Raw genomic sequence first — 16,350 nt, 5'->3', positions numbered from 1 at the left:
TCATGCTACGGTTTGAAAATCTGACGCTGGGGTATGATCGGCACCCGGCCATTCATCATCTGAATCTGGATATCCCAGCCGGTCAGCTATTGGCCATTGTTGGCCCTAATGGCGCCGGTAAATCGACGCTGCTGAAAGGTATCATGGGCAAGCTAAAACCCCTGCAGGGCACTTTACAGCTACAAGGTATCACCCGCGAGCAGATCGCCTATCTGCCGCAACAATCGCGCATTGACCGACAGTTTCCCATCAGCGTCACGGAACTGGTCGGCATGGGCCTATGGCGTGAACTGGGTAGCTTTGGCCGTTTGACCAAGGCACACCGCCATCAGATTGAACATGCACTGGCCGCCGTGGGCATGCAGGGTTTTGCCAACCGCCCGATCGCCTCACTGTCTGGTGGACAACTGCAACGCACCCTGTTTGCCCGGCTTTATCTGCAGGATGCACAGCTGATCCTGCTGGATGAACCCTTCAACGCCATTGATAGCCGAACCTGTCAGGATCTGCTGCAGTTGTTGCATCACTGGCATGCACAAGGCCGTACCATTCTGGCGGTGCTGCATGACAACGAACAGGTCCGTCATCACTTTCCGCAGAGCCTGTTACTGGCCCGCCAGATGATCGCTTACGGCCCGACCGCCGAGGTGATCACCGCAGAAAACTGGCAACAGGCCCGTCATCAAATCGACTCGTTTGATGAAGATGCTCCGGTGTGTCATCTCTCAGAAAAGGAAGTTGCCTGATGCTCACCTTGTTATGGCAGTGGTTGATCCAACCCTTTGCCGAATTTGATTTTATGCTACGGGCTCTGGCCGGTTGTATTGCGTTATCACTCAGTGCGCCACTGGTGGGTGTCTTTTTGATGTTGCGCCGGATGAGCCTGACCGGTGATGCGATGGCACATGCCATCTTACCCGGTGCCGCACTGGGATATCTGGTGGCTGGGTTGTCGGTGGAAGCGATGACCATTGGTGGGTTGCTGGCCGGTGGACTGGTGGTGATCCTGTCCGGATTTGTGGCGCGCCTGACCGAAAGTGGCGAAGACAGCAGTCTGGCCGCGTTCTATCTGATCTCGATGGCACTGGGGGTGATGATTATTTCCGTGCATGGCAGCAGTGTCGATCTGTTGCATGTCCTGTTCGGTTCTGCCCTGGCCTTGAACGACGCCGCACTCTGGCTGCTGGGAAGTGTCACTTCACTCACGCTGCTCTTGCTGGCACTGCTCTATCGCCCTTTGGTGATGGAGTGTCTGGATCCGGATTTTCTCGGCAGCGTCAGCCGGATGGGGCCGATTGCCCACATCGCGTTTCTCTTGCTGGCGGTGCTGAATCTGATCGCCGGGTTCCACGCCATTGGCACCCTGATGGCAGTCGGCATCATGATCCTGCCCGCCATCACGGCCCGTTACTGGACCAACCGTCTCAGCCACCTGTTACTGATTTCTGTGCTACTGGCCATGTTCAGTGCACTGGTTGGTCTGCTGATTTCCTACCATTTGGGGTGGCCTACCAGTCCGGCCATCATCCTGACATTGGGGATCGGCTATTTTCTCTCGGTGATTTTTGGGCGTCAAAGCGGTTTGCTCTGGCGTTATGTTCACCGTTCACATCTGCAAGCCTAAGGAGTTTTCATGCGTTTATCATCGCTCCTCGTTTCTGCCGTATTGGCATCCTGTCTGAGCAGTAGCAGCGTGTTTGCCGCTGATAAGATACCGGTGCTGGCCAGTTTCTCAATCCTCGGCGATTTGGTGAAACAGGTGGGTGGAGAACATGTCACCGTGACGACACTGGTTGGAGTGAATGGTGATGCGCACGTTTATCAGCCAACGCCGCAGGACACCATCCATCTGACCCACTCACAGTTATTTGTCGTCAATGGACTGGGCTTTGAAGGCTGGATGGATCGATTGGTGTCCGCCAGTCATTACAAAGGCAAGGTGATCACCGCCAGTCAGGGCATTCAACCCCAGACCTTCGTTGATGCCGAAGATGCGGCAAAACATGCGCAGCCCACCCAAGACCCTCACGCCTGGCACAGCATTCCCAATGTGATCCAATATGTACATAACATTGCAGATGGCTTAAGCCAGACCGACCCGGCCCATCAGGCCGATTATCAGCGCAATGCCGCGAACTATATTCAGAAGCTGGACGCGCTCGACCATACCCTGTTACAGGAATTTGCCGCGATCCCAAGCGAACAGCGCAAGATGATCACCAGCCATGATGCCTTTGGCTATCTGTCACGTCACTATCAGCTCACCGCCATTGCCCCGCAGGGCGTCAATACCGAATCCGAAGCGTCTGCCGGTGATGTGGCAAAAATTATCCAGCAAATCCGTAAGGAAAAGATCAAAGCCCTGTTTGTCGAAAATATTTCTGACCCGCGGCTGATGTTGCAAATCAGCAAAGAAACCGGTGTGATCCCCGGTAAGGAATTGTACTCCGACGCCTTGTCCGCCAAGGATGGTCCGGCTTCGACCTATCTGGACATGATGCGCTACAATACCGCACAAATTCTGGCCGCGCTGAAGCAGTAAATGATGAAAAGATTCTGCCTATTTCTTCTGTTGAGCCTCGCCGCACCGCTGGCGATGGCTCATCCGCATGCTTGGATGGATCTGCAAACCCGCTTTTTGATTGATGATAAACAGCAATTAACGGCACTCGATCTGATCTGGCACTTCGACGATTTTTATTCCGCCAACATCATCGAAGACATGAAGCAGAAGAAAGAGCCGCTGGCACAGCAATATCAGGATTTTGCCAAACAAAGCGTTGAATTCATGGCTTCCGAGAACTGGTTAACCCATTTAAAAATGAATGGAAAAGATCTCACCTTCTCCCCGCCGACGGCTTACCGCACTGAAAAACAGCAATATCATCTGGTGCTGCATTTTGTGCTGCCGCTGAAAGAACCCGTCGTGGTCAAAGGCAATACCTTCAGCCTCTCCATTTATGATTCAACCTATTATGTGGAGATGCTGCACCACAGACTCAGCGCCATCAGCTTCTCGGATAATGCCAGCAAACTGTGCAGTGCACGGCTTGAAACCCCGAAACCCCCAGACGATCTAAGTGCTTATGCCGCTTCGCTGGATGTAACACAGCAAAGCGATAAAGGACTGGGAACACTCTTTGCTGAAAAGGTCATCGTGACATGTCATCCATAACCACACCGCAACAAGATCGTGTTCATTTCATTCTTCTGCTGACAGCATTTCTTGCCTTAGGTGGCATCCTGCTCACCGCCATGTTGCACTGGCAGTGGCTCAGCTGGCAGGTCATGCAATGGCAAAATCAGCTGCATAAGCAAATGGCCATTCTGTTACGGGCTGCGCTGAGCCCTGATATCAAAACCAAAGCATTACTGCTGGGGCTCTGCTTTCTCTACGGTGTATTTCATGCGGTCGGGCCCGGCCATGGTAAAGCCGTACTCAGCACCTATCTGGCCACACATGACAGCCAGCTAAAACGAGCAATGAGTCTGTCGCTGGGGGCCGCCCTGATGCAGGCGCTGGTCGCCATCTTGCTGATGACGGTTATCACCACTTTACTCGGCTGGACACAGATCCGCGCCCAGCAATTCGGTCTGCAGTTGGATCAATTCAGTTTCTGGCTGATTGCCCTGCTGGGTGGTTATCTCAGTCTGCGCGCTACTTATCGGTTATACCAACTCAGACAACCGGCAAAACCCCGATTCACCATTCATCGCGTACAACCGGCCAGCCATAAAACCGTGACCGGGCTCCAGCGCCAACCCGTTTCCTCGCAAGCCGCCTGCGGCTGTGGCCATGCCCACACCCCGGATCTCACGCAATTAAACAAGGCGCAAGACTGGCACAGCCAACTGGGAGTCATGTTCACCATGGGGATCCGTCCCTGCACTGGTGCCCTCCTGATCATGGTGTTGGCCAAATCCATCGGTCTGTTCTCACTGGGAATTGCCGCCGTCTTATTGATGGCGCTCGGCACTGCTGGAACCGTGTGTTTACTCGCCTGGTTCAGCCACAGCATGCGTCATCTGGCGATCCGTCTCATTAGTCATAAAAAATCCGGGCCATGGGTGTATTACAGTCTGGAAATCATCGCGCTGTTGGGAGGAATATTCTTGATCCTGCTGGGTTATGGCATGGCTCACGCCTTCAGCACACAGATTTCACCGTTTTTCCGGCATTATTGAGACAGACTTTAATTGCATAAAATCGAACGATTTAGTGGAAATAATCCACTTATTTTTCGATAAATCTGCAGTCATACTGTCATCGTCAATTTAAAAATGCCGCAGGTGATAATATGTCGCAACTCAGCCGTAAAACCGAACATCTCGTACAAGGTCAGCCAACCCGGGATGGTGCCGGGGTTAATCTGGTGCGGGTGCTGACCCACCAATGGCAACGTCGGCTGGATCCGTTCCTGATGCTCGATGAATTTCGCTCCGACGATCCGAATGATTACATCGCAGGTTTTCCGGAACATCCGCATCGTGGCTTTGAAACGGTCACCTATATGCTGGCCGGGCAAATGCGTCACAAAGACAATGCTGGCCATGAAGGTGTCGTCGGTCCGGGTGATGTCCAGTGGATGACGGCGGGCAAAGGGATCCTGCACTCAGAAACCCCCGAACAAGTGGAAGGTCTGATGCACGGTTTTCAGCTCTGGATCAACTTGCCAGCCAAAAACAAACTGGCCAAACCAACCTATCAGGAAGTAGCAAGTAATCAGATCCCGGTCGTCCGTAGTCAAGAAGGGCATTCGGTCAAAGTGATTGCCGGTCAGTGGCATGACATCGTCGGACCGCTGCAACGGCCAGATACTGCCCCCTTGTATCTGGACATTCAGTTGGCCAATGCCCAGCCGATCTTTGTTCCCATTACCGCCAGTCACAATGCGCTGGTTTATGTGGTAGCAGGGGAACCCGAGGTCGGCGGACAGCGCGTCACGGCCCGTCGGATGGCGGTTCTGGAAAACAACCCACAGGCCGATGGTGTGCTGCTGCAAGGGAATGCCGGCGATCAACTGCTCGTATTAACCGGCCAGCCGTTGGCCGAACCGATTGTGCAATGGGGGCCGTTTGTCATGAACAGCCGCGAGGAAATTGAACAAGCCATTGCCGACTACCAGACCGGTCAATTCTGACAATAAAAAAGCGGCCGTGAATGGCCGCTTTGCTAATGCTGACGGAAGAATGGTCCATTATTCCGCGAAATAGGTGCCCCAACCGTCATAATCGACGCGGTATTTCTTACACAGTGGCAACAGGGTAGCGATTTCCGCCGTGATCCGCTCAACATCCAACGAACCCTCTTTGGTAGCGTCAAAGCAAAACACTATCGCACCGTCATCCAGTTCCACTTCTTCTGCGTCCTCGACCTCAAAACCGGCCTTAAACAAATCCACGGCCAGTTTTTCCAGACTGTCGAAGTCAATAGCTGCAAAGTGATGTTCTATCGGATATTCTGCATCTGGATTACTGCCGTCTTCCATCAATTCAGCAATAATTTCCGCCGTTTCTTCCTGCCATTCCATTAATTCTTGACTCATATCAGCTCCTTGCCCCGAACCATTATGCCGAGAGACTTCCTGCTTCGTCGGCTCAGATTTTTCATGTTTCATTATTACAGACTAGCCAGTTTATCGGAAGGCAACGCCAGTTCCGTATTTTTGTTAATACCGATCCCATGCGCCAGAATAGCCTTGGCAATCTCATGAGCCTCTTCGAGTGAATGCATCTGATAGGTCCCGCATTGATATACATTCAACTCAGGGATCTTGGTTTGATCCACCACGTTCAGCACATCCGCCATCGCCGCCTGCCAGGCCGCAGCTACACGCGCTTCATCTGGCGTACCAATCAAACTCATATAAAAACCAGTCCGGCAGCCCATAGGGGAAATATCAATAATTTCCACATCACTGCCATTCAGATGATCGCGCATGAAACCCGCAAACAAATGTTCCAACGTATGAATCCCCCGCTCAGGCAGGATCTCCTTATTCGGCACACAGAAGCGCAGATCAAACACCGTAATCGGATCACCATGTGGTGTGCGCATCTGTTTTGCCACACGCACTGCCGGAGCCTGCATACGGGTATGATCTACAGTAAAACTATCTAATAACGGCATGCTGCCTCCTTTAACATTCTGTGTTTACAGCGAACTCTGACATTGCCGGAACTGGGCCGCATAGCGTTTCGCCCGCGTATCTACGATGCGGGAGGTCTTGAGTAACCAGCGTTTATCGTTGTGCGTACCACGCCGAAAACCGCCCCAGCCTTCATGATAATTGAGATACATATTATACGCATCCGATGGTGCAACTTTGTTTACCCGGCTCGTCTTGTAGGCATACCAGCCCATGAAATCAATGGCGTCGGCAAAATTATCCCGATCTGCCCAGCGATTACCGGTCTGCTTTTTATAATCATCCCACGCTTCATCTTTCACCTGGGCATAACCATAGGCGGAACTACGTCGACCAATCGGTACAAAGAGGAAATAATCCATCGGCGGTTTCGCATCATATTTGAAACTCGATTCCTGATACATCATCGCCATCGGCACCGTCAGAGGGATTTTCCAGCGCTTCTGCATATCCAATGCAGCTTCATACCAGTCACTATTCTGCCTGAAAATATCACAAATATTTTCTGGATTTGCGGGGCGTTGCGTCGTTATTGAACTGCATGAGGTCAGCAATAACAACAAAAGCAGAAAGAGTGGTTTTAACATGACACGACAATCCATAAAAACAAAACCACATCGTCATCTGCTTAATGCACAGTAACGATGTGGTTACAGGAAGAGGATCAGATAGCTTCTTCGTTCTCTTCGCCGGTACGAATTCGAATGACACGTTCTACCGTGGTGACGAAAATCTTACCATCGCCGATCTTGCCGGTTTTAGCACTGCGATTAATGGCATCGATGCAGTTCTCAACATCATCGTCGTTCACCACCAATTCCAGTTTCACTTTAGGCAGAAAATCGACGACATACTCAGCACCACGATACAGTTCAGTATGGCCTTTTTGACGACCAAAGCCTTTCACTTCAGAAACGGTCATACCACTGATGCCGATTTCGCCCAGTGCTTCGCGCACATCATCCAATTTGAATGGTTTAATAATCGCTTCAATCTTTTTCATATCTACTGCTCTCCTGCCAGATCATATCCTGTTTATCAACATGATACCTGTTGCGGATGATTTCAACCACCCTCAGCAATTCAGGGTTTGAACTGTGACATAATCCAATAACATTTAACATTTGTTATAGCACAGGAATCGCTTTTTACCGGATAAAAAAAAACCGCCCGGCTTTCGCCAGACGGTTTCTTCGCAACACAAATACTGAAACGTAAAATTAACGTTTGGAGTATTGTGGACGCTTACGCGCTTTATGCAGACCAACTTTCTTACGTTCAACGCGACGTGCATCACGGGTAACGAAGCCCGCTTTACGCAGTGTTGGACGCAGAGATTCGTCGTATTGCATCAGTGCACGGGTGATACCGTGACGGATAGCGCCGGCCTGACCAGTGATACCACCGCCAGAAACGGTGATGTACAGGTCGATTTTATCAGTCAGTTCAACCAGCTCCAGAGCCTGCATTACCACCATACGAGCGGTAGGACGACCGAAGTAATCCTGCAGTGAACGCTTGTTGATAACGATATTGCCGCTACCTACTTTAGCAAATACACGAGCGGTAGAGCTTTTGCGACGGCCAGTGCCGTAGTATTGATTTTCAGCCATTTGCCAGCTCCCGATTAGATGTCCAGTACTTGAGGTTGTTGAGCCGCATGGTTGTGCTCGGTACCTGCGTAAACTTTCAGTTTACGGAACATAGCACGACCCAGCGGGCCTTTTGGCAACATACCTTTGACTGCGATTTCGAGAACCATTTCTGGCTTACGATCAATCAGCTTTTCAAAAGTGATAGATTTCAGACCACCTGGGAAACCAGAGTATGAATAGTAAGTTTTAGCTGCTGCTTTGTTACCAGTCACAGCAATTTTCTCTGCATTGATAACAACGATGTAATCACCGGTATCAACATGCGGAGTGTATTCTGGTTTGTGCTTACCGCGCAGGCGGGAAGCGATTTCAGTGGCCAGACGACCTAAGGTTTTGCCTTCTGCGTCAACAACGTACCAGTCACGCTTAACGGTTTCTGGTTTGGCAACGAAAGTTTTCATCGAGTAAACCCAAATTACCTAAATAAAATAACGAATTACGTCTTGATTTAAGACATAACCTGTGAATGCTTTCGCTTGTACCCCTTCGAATACAAGACCAGCAGAGTTGCTAGTCCACGCGTAGCGGCGTGGGCACCGTCTACGGAGGTGGCCTGTAACGTGGGCCGCAAGATTATAGGGGAAGCTGATGAGAAAAGCATCTTGATTTTTATTTTATCGCTACAAATAGTTCTATCTGTTTAAGTTTGATTTCAGCTTTTTATTGTGTAATCACACTACGTAGAGTCCGCAATATAAAAGCGTTACACTTAGCTTAAGTCTGCGGCTATAGTGAAGCCGTCTCCTGTAATGTATTTAAGGTGTTGTTATGACGACTGAATTCACCATGATCCTGTTTGTAGTAATCGGCCTGATTATTGGCTTTGTGGCAGGACGTTCAACTTCCCGGGCTGGTGATGCAGCCAAACTGCACAAAGAATTAACCAAAACCCGTAAGGAATTTGAACAGTACAAACGGGATGTGCAGGATCATTTCATCGGATTCTCCACGCTGATGGAGCAACTAGATGTCCAGTATCAACGCATGTCACAACATATGACTGAACAGAGCGAAAAGCTCACGAACAGTCAGACCGTTTACAATTTCCAACCGGATGTTCCTGCCGAGGAAAAAGAACTGCCAACACCCGTTAACGAAGGCGTTCATCCACCACGCGACTACTCAGGTGAGCCATCAGGTTTATTAAATGATCATAAATCTTAGTGAACTCTTCTTAGCAATTCTTGTCATATACCAATGAGTTGGTAGTTACTTGGTCTTGTTTGTAAGGAGCTGTGGCGCATGAGCAATACCCGACACATGTTGAGTGCTTTAGCATTAAGTTTGAGTATGGCTTTATCTGCATTACCTGCTCAGGCCGCTTTACCGTTAACTGTTAACGGACAAGAGATGCCGAGCTTGGCCCCCGTCGTTGAAAAGGTGACGCCTGCGGTTGTTAATATTCTGGTTTCAGGCAAAAAGAAGACCCGTCAGGAGATCCCGGAACAATTCCGCTTCTTCTTTGGTCCTGATGCGCCAGATTCCCAGGTACAGGAACAGCCGTTTCAGGCTTTAGGTTCAGGCGTTATTATTGATGCAGCTAAAGGCTACGTGATCACAAACCACCACGTTGTGGATGGTGCAGACGAAATTAAAGTAACCCTCAAGGATGGCCGGGAATTCAAAGCGAAGAAGATTGGTGAGGATCAGCAATCAGATATCGCACTGTTACAGATAAAGGCCGATGGTCTTTCTGAAATCAAGCTGGCAAATACCGACCAGTTACGCGTCGGCGATTTTGCCATTGCCATTGGTAACCCGTTTGGTCTGGGTCAGACCGTGACATCCGGCATTGTCAGTGCGCTGGGGCGTAGTGGCCTGAATATCGAAAATATCGAGAACTTCATCCAAACCGATGCCGCCATCAACTCCGGTAACTCCGGCGGTGCACTGGTGAATCTCCAGGGCGAACTGATTGGTATCAACACCGCTATTTTAGGGCCTAACGGTGGCAACATCGGTATCGGCTTCGCGATCCCTGCAAATATGGTCCGTGATATCTCAGACCAGATCCTGAAATACGGTGAAGTTCGTCGTGGTGTCCTTGGTATCATGGGCGGAGAGCTGACGGCTGATTTAGCAAAAGCATTTGGTACAGATAAACAACAGGGTGCGTTTGTTAATCAGGTGGTGCCTCATTCTGCCGCTGACGCAGCCGGGATCAAACCGGGCGACATCATCGTTAAGCTGAACGGAAAAGCAGTGAAGTCATTCGGCGAGTTACGGGCCAACATTGCTACCATGGGGGCAGGAAAAACCGTCACGCTGGGTGTCATCCGTGATGGCAAAGAACAGGAAGTCAATGTAACACTGAAGCAGGCTGACCTTTCTGAAACCAAAGCCAGTGTGCTGCATCCCGCTCTGGAAGGCGCTACCTTAGGTAACAGCGAACCGGGTTCTGATATCGTCGGGGTAGTCATTACCAAACTGGACCAACATTCCGCAGCGGCACAGGCGGGATTACAGAAAGGTGATGTCATCATTGGTGTAAACCGTACACCAATTACGAATCTGCAAGAGCTGCGTGCTGAGATGAAACATCATGGTGATATTCTGGCATTGAATATTCGCCGTGGCGATGCCAATCTCTATCTGGTACTGCGTTAACAAATCCGCCTGCTGATCATGTGTCAGCAGGCGATTCTTCTGGAAGATATGCTATTCTTTTCATTCAGTTGGAATGGAGAGAGTGTTCATGATAATCGCAGCCTTACGTTATATTGGCAAAGCCGTGCTATTAGGGCTGTTGCTTGCTGGTTTGATTATCTGGGCTCCTCGCCTGCGTCAATTCAGTTTTGATACTCCCGATCCACGGGATTCTCCACCCTTGAGTTATGCCTATGCAGCCAGTCGCGCAGGTCCGGCCGTTGTCAATATATACACTCGCAGTTTTCAGCACTCCTCGCTGAACAATGGCAAAGAATTATTACCACAAAGCCTGGGTTCTGGTGTGATCATGCAGCGTAAGGGCTATGTTCTCACCAATTTCCATGTTATTGCCGATGCAGATCAAATCATTGTGGCCTTGCAGGATGGTCGGGTTTTTACCGCCGAGTTAGTCGGTGCGGATGTGCCTACCGATCTGGCGGTGCTGTCAATTTCTGCTGATAATCTGCCGGAAATTCCCCAAGATCCGCAGCTATCGCCCCTAGTCGGCGATGTCGTGCTGGCTATCGGTAACCCCTATAACGTTGGTCAGACCATCACGCAGGGTATTATTAGTGCCACAGGCCGCATCGGTCTTAGCACAATGGGGCCAGACAGTAACGGGCGTCAGGATCTGTTACAGACGGATGCCGCCATTAATTCCGGGAATTCTGGTGGAGCCTTAGTCAATACCCGAGGCGAATTGGTTGGTATCAATGCCGGTTCCTATCATTCCGGTACATCACAGGAGGGATATGGCATCAGTTTTGCGATCCCATATCGCCTGGCAAAACGGATCATGGATGAACTGATTGCCCATGGCCGCGTAAAACGGGGATATGTGGGAATTTCAAGTATTCAAATCGATTCCGTCACGGCGAAATTAGAAGACGCCAAGATGTCACAGGGCTTAATGATCGAAAATATGGATAGTGAAGGTCCTGCAGCCAAGGGGGGCTTACAACGTGGCGATTTTCTGTTGCGGATCAACGATAAACCCATTGTCAACGTTCGCGACGCCATGGATCTTATTGCTGAAATGCAACCCGGAACCAAAGCAAAATTCACCGTCTTGCGTAACGGAAAACAGCTCGATTTCATGATTACCGTTGATGAAGATATGCGCTTCAATAAAACCAACAATGGATAAACAAAAGGCACCTTCAGGTGCCTTTTATCATTTACGCCAGTGATATTATTCGGCCTTTATCCGCTCGATCTGTCCACCCAGCGCACGCAATTTTTCTTCGATGTGCTCGTAACCGCGATCGATATGGTAAATACGATCAACCATCGTCGTACCTTGCGCAACAAAACCAGCCAAAACCAGACTGGCTGACGCTCGTAGATCAGTGGCCATCACCTGAGCCCCCGATAAACGCTCAACACCATGACAAATCACGGTATTGCTCTCGATTTCTGCATGACCGCCCATACGAATGAGTTCAGGAATATGCATGAAGCGGTTTTCAAAGATGGTTTCCGTGATCACCCCGGTTCCCTCTGCCACCATATTCAGCAGGCTGAACTGAGCTTGCATATCGGTTGGAAACCCTGGATGGGGTGCTGTGCGAATATTGACAGCCTTGGGACGACGACCGTGCATGTCCAGACTGATCCAATCGTCACCCACATCGATATCGGCTCCCGCCTCTGTCAATTTGGCCAGCACGGCATCCAGTGTATCAGGACGGGTATTGCGGCAGACGATTTTACCACCGGTCACAGCCGCAGCAATCAGGAAGGTGCCCGTCTCAATACGATCGGGCAGCACGCGATAGACACCGCCACCTAAGCGTTCCACACCCTCAATAATAATCTTGTCTGTACCAGCACCGCTGATTTTTGCACCCAGTGTGTTCAGGAAATTCGCTGTATCGACGATTTCAGGTTCACGAGCCGCATTTTCAATGACGGTCTTACCTTCAGCCAGCGTTGCAGCACACATGATTGTCACGGTTGCGCCAACACTCACCTTATCCATAACGATATGCGCGCCTTTCAGACGACCGTCGACGCTGGCTTTAACGTAGCCTTCCTCAAGGGTGATTTTGGCACCCAGCTGCTCCAAGCCATGAATATGCAAATCCACCGGACGCGCACCGATAGCACAACCGCCCGGTAAGGAGACTTGTCCCTGACCAAAACGGGCCACCAGTGGCCCTAATGCCCAGATCGAAGCTCTCATGGTTTTTACCAGTTCATACGGAGCACAAAATACATTAACCGGGCCGGCATCCACATGCACGGAACCGTTGCGTTCGACACGAGCCCCTAACTGACTCAGCAGTTTCATGGTCGTATCAATATCACGTAATTTAGGTACGTTCTGGATTTCTACTGGTTTTTCTGCGAGTAACGCAGCAAAAAGAATGGGCAGAGCAGCATTTTTGGCACCGGAAATAATAACCTCACCGGTGAGCTGGGTTGGCCCCTGCACACGAAATTTATCCATAGTGACGATTTCTCAACATTAGATTTCATAGCGCGGTGATCCGCGCTGACTTAAAAACCGTTCAGTTTCCGATCGCGTTGCCACTCTTCAGGTGTAAACGCTTTGATACTCAGGGCATGGATGGCATTGCTGGCAATATGTTCCGTCAGCGGAGCATAAATAGTCTGCTGTTTTTTCACCCGGCTCATACCGGCAAACAGGGAGGAAACGGCAATAACTTGATAGTGACCATTGTCACCCTGTACATGTAACTCGTCCAGCGCGAGAGCGGCCCGAAGAATACTCTCAATCTCGGTTGGATGCATAATAATTTCTCGTTTATTGCGGTGATACCAGATCGAACAGTGTGCTGACGCCATATAAAGCGAGCAACCGCACTAATTCGGGTGACGCGCCGGTAATAGAAAGGCGCTGATTATCAGCCTGACAAGCCTGAGCCCACTTCACCAAAAAAGCCACTCCGGCAGAATCAATCTTCGTTGCTGTACCAAGATCAACCATGTTCTGGCGGAACAGGGTTGCCCGTTCCGCCCATAATTGTGTCACTTGTTCAGCATTCAGACTGCCTGTCAGCTTCATGACTGTTTACTCTGTAATGTTGCTGGTTTCAGGTTATGTTGTTCCAGCATAGAACTCACACTGTCGATCCCTTTCTGTCGAATTGAACCACCCAGTTCTGATTGTTTTGACGACAGCAGACTGACTCCTTCCGCAACCATGTCGAATACTTTCCATTCCCCGGTGCGACTGTTTTTCCGCAGTTGGAATACTACGTTAATTTCAGGCTTACTCGGGTCAATAACGGTCACCTTCACTGACACTTCTTTTTTATCATCAACAGGCTGGCTGGATTCGACCTGAATCGTCTGTTTATCGTATTTCCCTAATGCATCGGCATAGGTAGCCACAATATAGTCAGTGAATGCCTTAACAAACCGATCCCGTTGTTCTGGTGTGGTGTTTTTCAGTTCTGCACCAATGACCTTATAGGCAGCAAACTTGTTATCGACATAAGGCATCAACTCCTCACGAACAATAGTGCGCAGGTAGTTCGGATCCTTTTTGACTTGTGGTGCATCTTGTTCCAACCGCAAAAACGTTTTTCCAGCAGCGTCTTTAACCAGCGAGTATGGATCTTGCGCATTGATCGCAAATGCCTGCGCTGATACCAGCAGGAATAACCAGACAACCCAACGACTTACCCACTTAAACATTGCGTGACTCCTAATATTTTTTAGTGATTGGTACTTTTCGCTGCCGAGGTCGGCTCAGCAGACTTACCATTTGCTTGTCCATAGACGAACTTGCCGATCAAATCTTCCAGCACTAATGCCGATTTGGTGTCGGTAATGGAATCCCCGTTTTTCAACATAGCAGTACCCATGTCGGCATCAGAAAATCCAGGCGTAATAGCAATATATTGTTCACCTAATAGACCTGAAGTCCGAATGGCGGCGGTGCTTGTATCAGACAATTGGTTGTAACGGCTTTCGATCTGCATTTCCACTTTAGGGGTGAAGTTTTTAACATCAATTGAAATATTAGAAACCCGTCCAATCACCACCCCCCCAATTTTGACCGGTGCCCGCACCTTAAGGCTGCCGATATTATCAAAACTGGCATATACCGCGTAGCTATCCCCCTGGCTACTAAAACTCAGCCCGGCCACTTTGAGGGCCAACATCACACCGGCAAAAATACCTGCCAGCATGAAACATCCAACCAGAAACTCAATTTTACTGAACTTCATTGCGCTCACCTGAACATGACGGCTGTCATTAAAAAATCCAATCCTAATACCAGCAATGAGGCATGAACCACGGTACGAGTGGTTGCCTGACTGATCCCTGCTGCCGTGGGCTGACTGTCATAACCATTAAACAGTGCGACCCATGTGACAGCCAATGCAAAAACAATGGCTTTATAAATGCCCTGAACAATATCCTTGTTCCAGTCCACAGAAGCTTGCATGGATGACCAGAAACCACCGTCATCAGCCCCCAACCAGTCAACCCCGACCAATTTGCCCCCAATGATACCAATGAAACAAAACATCAGGGATAACAGCGGCAGGCTGATTGCGCCAGCCCAGAATCGTGGTGAAATAATGCGACGCAAAGGGTCGACCGCCATCATTTCCAGACTGCTGAGTTGCTCTGTCGCTTTCATTAACCCGATTTCGGCTGTCAAGGCTGAACCGGCACGACCTGCAAATAATAACGCCGTCACCACAGGGCCCAGCTCTCGTAACAATGACAGTGCCACTAACGGCCCCAGTGATGCTTCTGCACCGAAATCCACTAAGACTCGGTAACCTTGCAAACCGAGCACCATACCGATAAACAAACCGGAAACCAAAATAATCAACACCGATTCAACGCCAACAACATAAAGCTGCTGGATCAGTAGTGGAAAATGTTTTCTCGGCTCGGGTCGTCCGATCAATGCCTGATACAGCATGATCCCGGCTCGTCCGATCGTGTTCAGGCTCTGGATGCCCCGCCGTCCAAGACGGCTGATAAAATCCACCAACATCTACAATTCCTGTAACAATTCAACGGCTGGATAATGAAATGGAACCGGGCCATCCGGTAACCCCTGCACGAACTGCACAACTTCCGGATTACCTTCACGCCGTAATTCTTCCGGAGAACCCTGTGCGACGATCCGATGATTCGCAATCAAATACACATGATCGGCAATGCTCATCACTTCAGCCACATCATGCGAAACAATCACCGACGTGATCCCCAGCGATTGATTAAGCTCCCGGATCAATTTCACCAGAACCCCCATGGTGATCGGGTCCTGTCCGGCAAACGGTTCATCATACATGATCAGCTCAGGATCCAACGCAATGGCCCGCGCCAACGCCGCACGACGCGCCATACCGCCAGAAAGCTGCGCAGGCATCAAATTCGCGGCACCACGCAACCCGACCGATTCCAGTTTCATCAGCACCAGAGTGCGGATAATCTCCTCGGGTAAGTGGGTATGTTCACGCAACGGGTATGCTACGTTATCAAAGACACTGATCCCACTGAATAGCGCACCGCTTTGAAACAACATGCTCATACGTTTGCGGATCGCATAAAGATCACCCCGCTTTAACTGCGGAATATCATTCCCATCAAAGAGGATCTTTCCTTGATCCGGCTTGATCTGTCCACCGATCAACCGTAACAGCGTCGTTTTACCAATACCACTGGGGCCCATGAATGCCGTAATTTTGCCTTTGGGTATCTCCAGACTGATATTGTCGTAAATCAACCGCTCTCCATGACTGAAACTTAAGTTTTGGATCTGGATCAACGAATTGCTCACGTAACCTCCACTGACAAACGTCTGGCGCCCATTGTATATGCTGCAAAATGCCGTAGCCAATTAAACTGGTATCTATTGATACTGTTTTAAAGCAAAAAAAGAGCCGTTATCGCTTATGCGC

General features: G+C 49.9%; 22 protein-coding genes. 9 read left to right on the top strand and 13 right to left on the bottom strand.

What is annotated here, in order from left to right; translation table 11 throughout:
- Positions 1 to 2 precede the first annotated feature (2 nt).
- The 6 genes from aztA (at position 3) to H027_RS0109570 (ending at position 5,141) form a co-directional block, all read left to right on the top strand.
- Positions 3 to 746 carry a zinc ABC transporter ATP-binding protein AztA gene (gene aztA, locus H027_RS0109595; RefSeq protein WP_024872240.1) on the top strand — a complete coding sequence of 248 codons (744 nt, stop codon included), beginning with the start codon at positions 3 to 5 and terminating at the stop codon, positions 744 to 746.
- Positions 746 to 1,624, top strand: a complete 879-nt coding sequence (locus H027_RS0109590; protein ID WP_038149243.1) for a metal ABC transporter permease — start codon at positions 746 to 748, stop codon at positions 1,622 to 1,624. Before aztA ends, H027_RS0109590 begins: the two co-directional genes overlap by 1 nt.
- A 9-nt stretch (positions 1,625 to 1,633) precedes the next feature.
- Complete coding sequence (locus H027_RS0109585) at positions 1,634 to 2,542, top strand: metal ABC transporter substrate-binding protein (protein WP_024872238.1); 909 nt, start codon at positions 1,634 to 1,636, stop codon at positions 2,540 to 2,542.
- Positions 2,543 to 3,175, top strand: a complete 633-nt coding sequence (locus tag H027_RS0109580; protein WP_024872237.1) for a DUF1007 family protein — start codon at positions 2,543 to 2,545, stop codon at positions 3,173 to 3,175.
- Positions 3,163 to 4,185 (top strand): nickel/cobalt transporter, encoded by a 1,023-nt coding sequence (locus H027_RS0109575; protein WP_024872236.1) that lies wholly within the window; start codon positions 3,163 to 3,165, stop codon positions 4,183 to 4,185. The genes H027_RS0109580 and H027_RS0109575 overlap by 13 nt, the downstream gene beginning before the upstream one ends.
- A 113-nt stretch (positions 4,186 to 4,298) precedes the next feature.
- Positions 4,299 to 5,141 carry a pirin family protein gene (locus tag H027_RS0109570; RefSeq protein WP_024872235.1) on the top strand — a complete coding sequence of 281 codons (843 nt, stop codon included), beginning with the start codon at positions 4,299 to 4,301 and terminating at the stop codon, positions 5,139 to 5,141.
- Between the two features lie 57 nt (positions 5,142 to 5,198).
- Here the strand turns inward: H027_RS0109570 and rraB are convergent, their stop codons facing one another.
- From rraB to rplM, 6 genes are all read right to left on the bottom strand, one after another.
- Positions 5,199 to 5,546 carry a ribonuclease E inhibitor RraB gene (gene rraB / locus H027_RS0109565; protein ID WP_024872234.1) on the bottom strand — a complete coding sequence of 116 codons (348 nt, stop codon included), beginning with the start codon at positions 5,544 to 5,546 and terminating at the stop codon, positions 5,199 to 5,201.
- Between the two features lie 74 nt (positions 5,547 to 5,620).
- Complete coding sequence (gene luxS / locus H027_RS0109560; RefSeq protein ID WP_024872233.1) at positions 5,621 to 6,130, bottom strand: S-ribosylhomocysteine lyase; 510 nt, start codon at positions 6,128 to 6,130, stop codon at positions 5,621 to 5,623.
- 24 nt (positions 6,131 to 6,154) lie between these two features.
- Entirely contained in the window at positions 6,155 to 6,736 is a 582-nt protein-coding gene (locus H027_RS0109555; protein ID WP_024872232.1) for a transglycosylase SLT domain-containing protein, read from the bottom strand.
- 77 nt (positions 6,737 to 6,813) lie between these two features.
- Positions 6,814 to 7,152: a P-II family nitrogen regulator gene (locus H027_RS0109550; RefSeq protein ID WP_024872231.1), complete on the bottom strand. Its 339-nt coding sequence runs from the start codon at positions 7,150 to 7,152 to the stop codon at positions 6,814 to 6,816.
- A 217-nt stretch (positions 7,153 to 7,369) separates the two neighbouring features.
- Positions 7,370 to 7,762: a 30S ribosomal protein S9 gene (gene rpsI, locus H027_RS0109545; RefSeq protein ID WP_024872230.1), complete on the bottom strand. Its 393-nt coding sequence runs from the start codon at positions 7,760 to 7,762 to the stop codon at positions 7,370 to 7,372.
- 14 nt (positions 7,763 to 7,776) lie between these two features.
- On the bottom strand, positions 7,777 to 8,205 hold the full coding sequence (rplM, locus tag H027_RS0109540; protein ID WP_024872229.1) for a 50S ribosomal protein L13: 429 nt from the start codon (positions 8,203 to 8,205) through the stop codon (positions 7,777 to 7,779).
- A 367-nt stretch (positions 8,206 to 8,572) separates the two neighbouring features.
- On the opposite strand from rplM, the gene H027_RS18355 reads away from it, so the two are divergent.
- From H027_RS18355 to degS, 3 genes are all read left to right on the top strand, one after another.
- Entirely contained in the window at positions 8,573 to 8,968 is a 396-nt protein-coding gene (locus tag H027_RS18355) for a Z-ring associated ZapG family protein (protein ID WP_024872228.1), read from the top strand.
- A 78-nt stretch (positions 8,969 to 9,046) separates the two neighbouring features.
- Positions 9,047 to 10,411 carry a DegQ family serine endoprotease gene (locus H027_RS0109530; protein ID WP_024872227.1) on the top strand — a complete coding sequence of 455 codons (1,365 nt, stop codon included), beginning with the start codon at positions 9,047 to 9,049 and terminating at the stop codon, positions 10,409 to 10,411.
- 88 nt (positions 10,412 to 10,499) lie between these two features.
- Positions 10,500 to 11,600 (top strand): outer membrane-stress sensor serine endopeptidase DegS, encoded by a 1,101-nt coding sequence (gene degS, locus H027_RS0109525; protein ID WP_024872226.1) that lies wholly within the window; start codon positions 10,500 to 10,502, stop codon positions 11,598 to 11,600.
- A 45-nt stretch (positions 11,601 to 11,645) separates the two neighbouring features.
- On the opposite strand, the gene murA is transcribed toward degS, so the two are convergent.
- The 7 genes from murA to mlaF are packed head-to-tail and all read right to left on the bottom strand — an operon-like array spanning position 11,646 to position 16,229.
- Entirely contained in the window at positions 11,646 to 12,905 is a 1,260-nt protein-coding gene (murA, locus tag H027_RS0109520; RefSeq protein WP_024872225.1) for a UDP-N-acetylglucosamine 1-carboxyvinyltransferase, read from the bottom strand.
- 50 nt (positions 12,906 to 12,955) lie between these two features.
- Positions 12,956 to 13,210, bottom strand: a complete 255-nt coding sequence (ibaG, locus tag H027_RS0109515) for a BolA family iron metabolism protein IbaG (protein WP_024872224.1) — start codon at positions 13,208 to 13,210, stop codon at positions 12,956 to 12,958.
- Positions 13,211 to 13,223: 13 nt separating this feature from the next.
- The gene (locus H027_RS0109510; protein ID WP_024872223.1) at positions 13,224 to 13,484 is read right to left on the bottom strand and encodes an STAS domain-containing protein; all 261 of its coding nucleotides are present in this window, start codon (positions 13,482 to 13,484) and stop codon (positions 13,224 to 13,226) included.
- A complete protein-coding gene (mlaC, locus tag H027_RS0109505; protein WP_024872222.1) occupies positions 13,481 to 14,119 on the bottom strand; it encodes a phospholipid-binding protein MlaC in 639 nt (212 codons plus the stop codon). The genes H027_RS0109510 and mlaC overlap by 4 nt, the downstream gene beginning before the upstream one ends.
- Positions 14,120 to 14,139: 20 nt before the next feature.
- Positions 14,140 to 14,655 (bottom strand): outer membrane lipid asymmetry maintenance protein MlaD, encoded by a 516-nt coding sequence (mlaD, locus tag H027_RS0109500; protein WP_024872221.1) that lies wholly within the window; start codon positions 14,653 to 14,655, stop codon positions 14,140 to 14,142.
- A 5-nt stretch (positions 14,656 to 14,660) separates the two neighbouring features.
- Positions 14,661 to 15,440, bottom strand: coding sequence for a lipid asymmetry maintenance ABC transporter permease subunit MlaE (gene mlaE / locus H027_RS0109495; protein WP_024872220.1), 780 nt, complete (start codon positions 15,438 to 15,440; stop codon positions 14,661 to 14,663).
- A complete protein-coding gene (gene mlaF / locus H027_RS0109490) occupies positions 15,441 to 16,229 on the bottom strand; it encodes a phospholipid ABC transporter ATP-binding protein MlaF (protein WP_024872219.1) in 789 nt (262 codons plus the stop codon).
- Positions 16,230 to 16,350 lie beyond the last annotated feature (121 nt).

The organism is Tolumonas lignilytica (assembly GCF_000527035.1).
Taxonomy (GTDB): Bacteria; Pseudomonadota; Gammaproteobacteria; order Enterobacterales; family Aeromonadaceae; genus Tolumonas; species Tolumonas lignilytica.
Note: the sequence above shows the minus strand (reverse complement) of the source record. Positions and strands in the feature narration are given on the sequence as shown.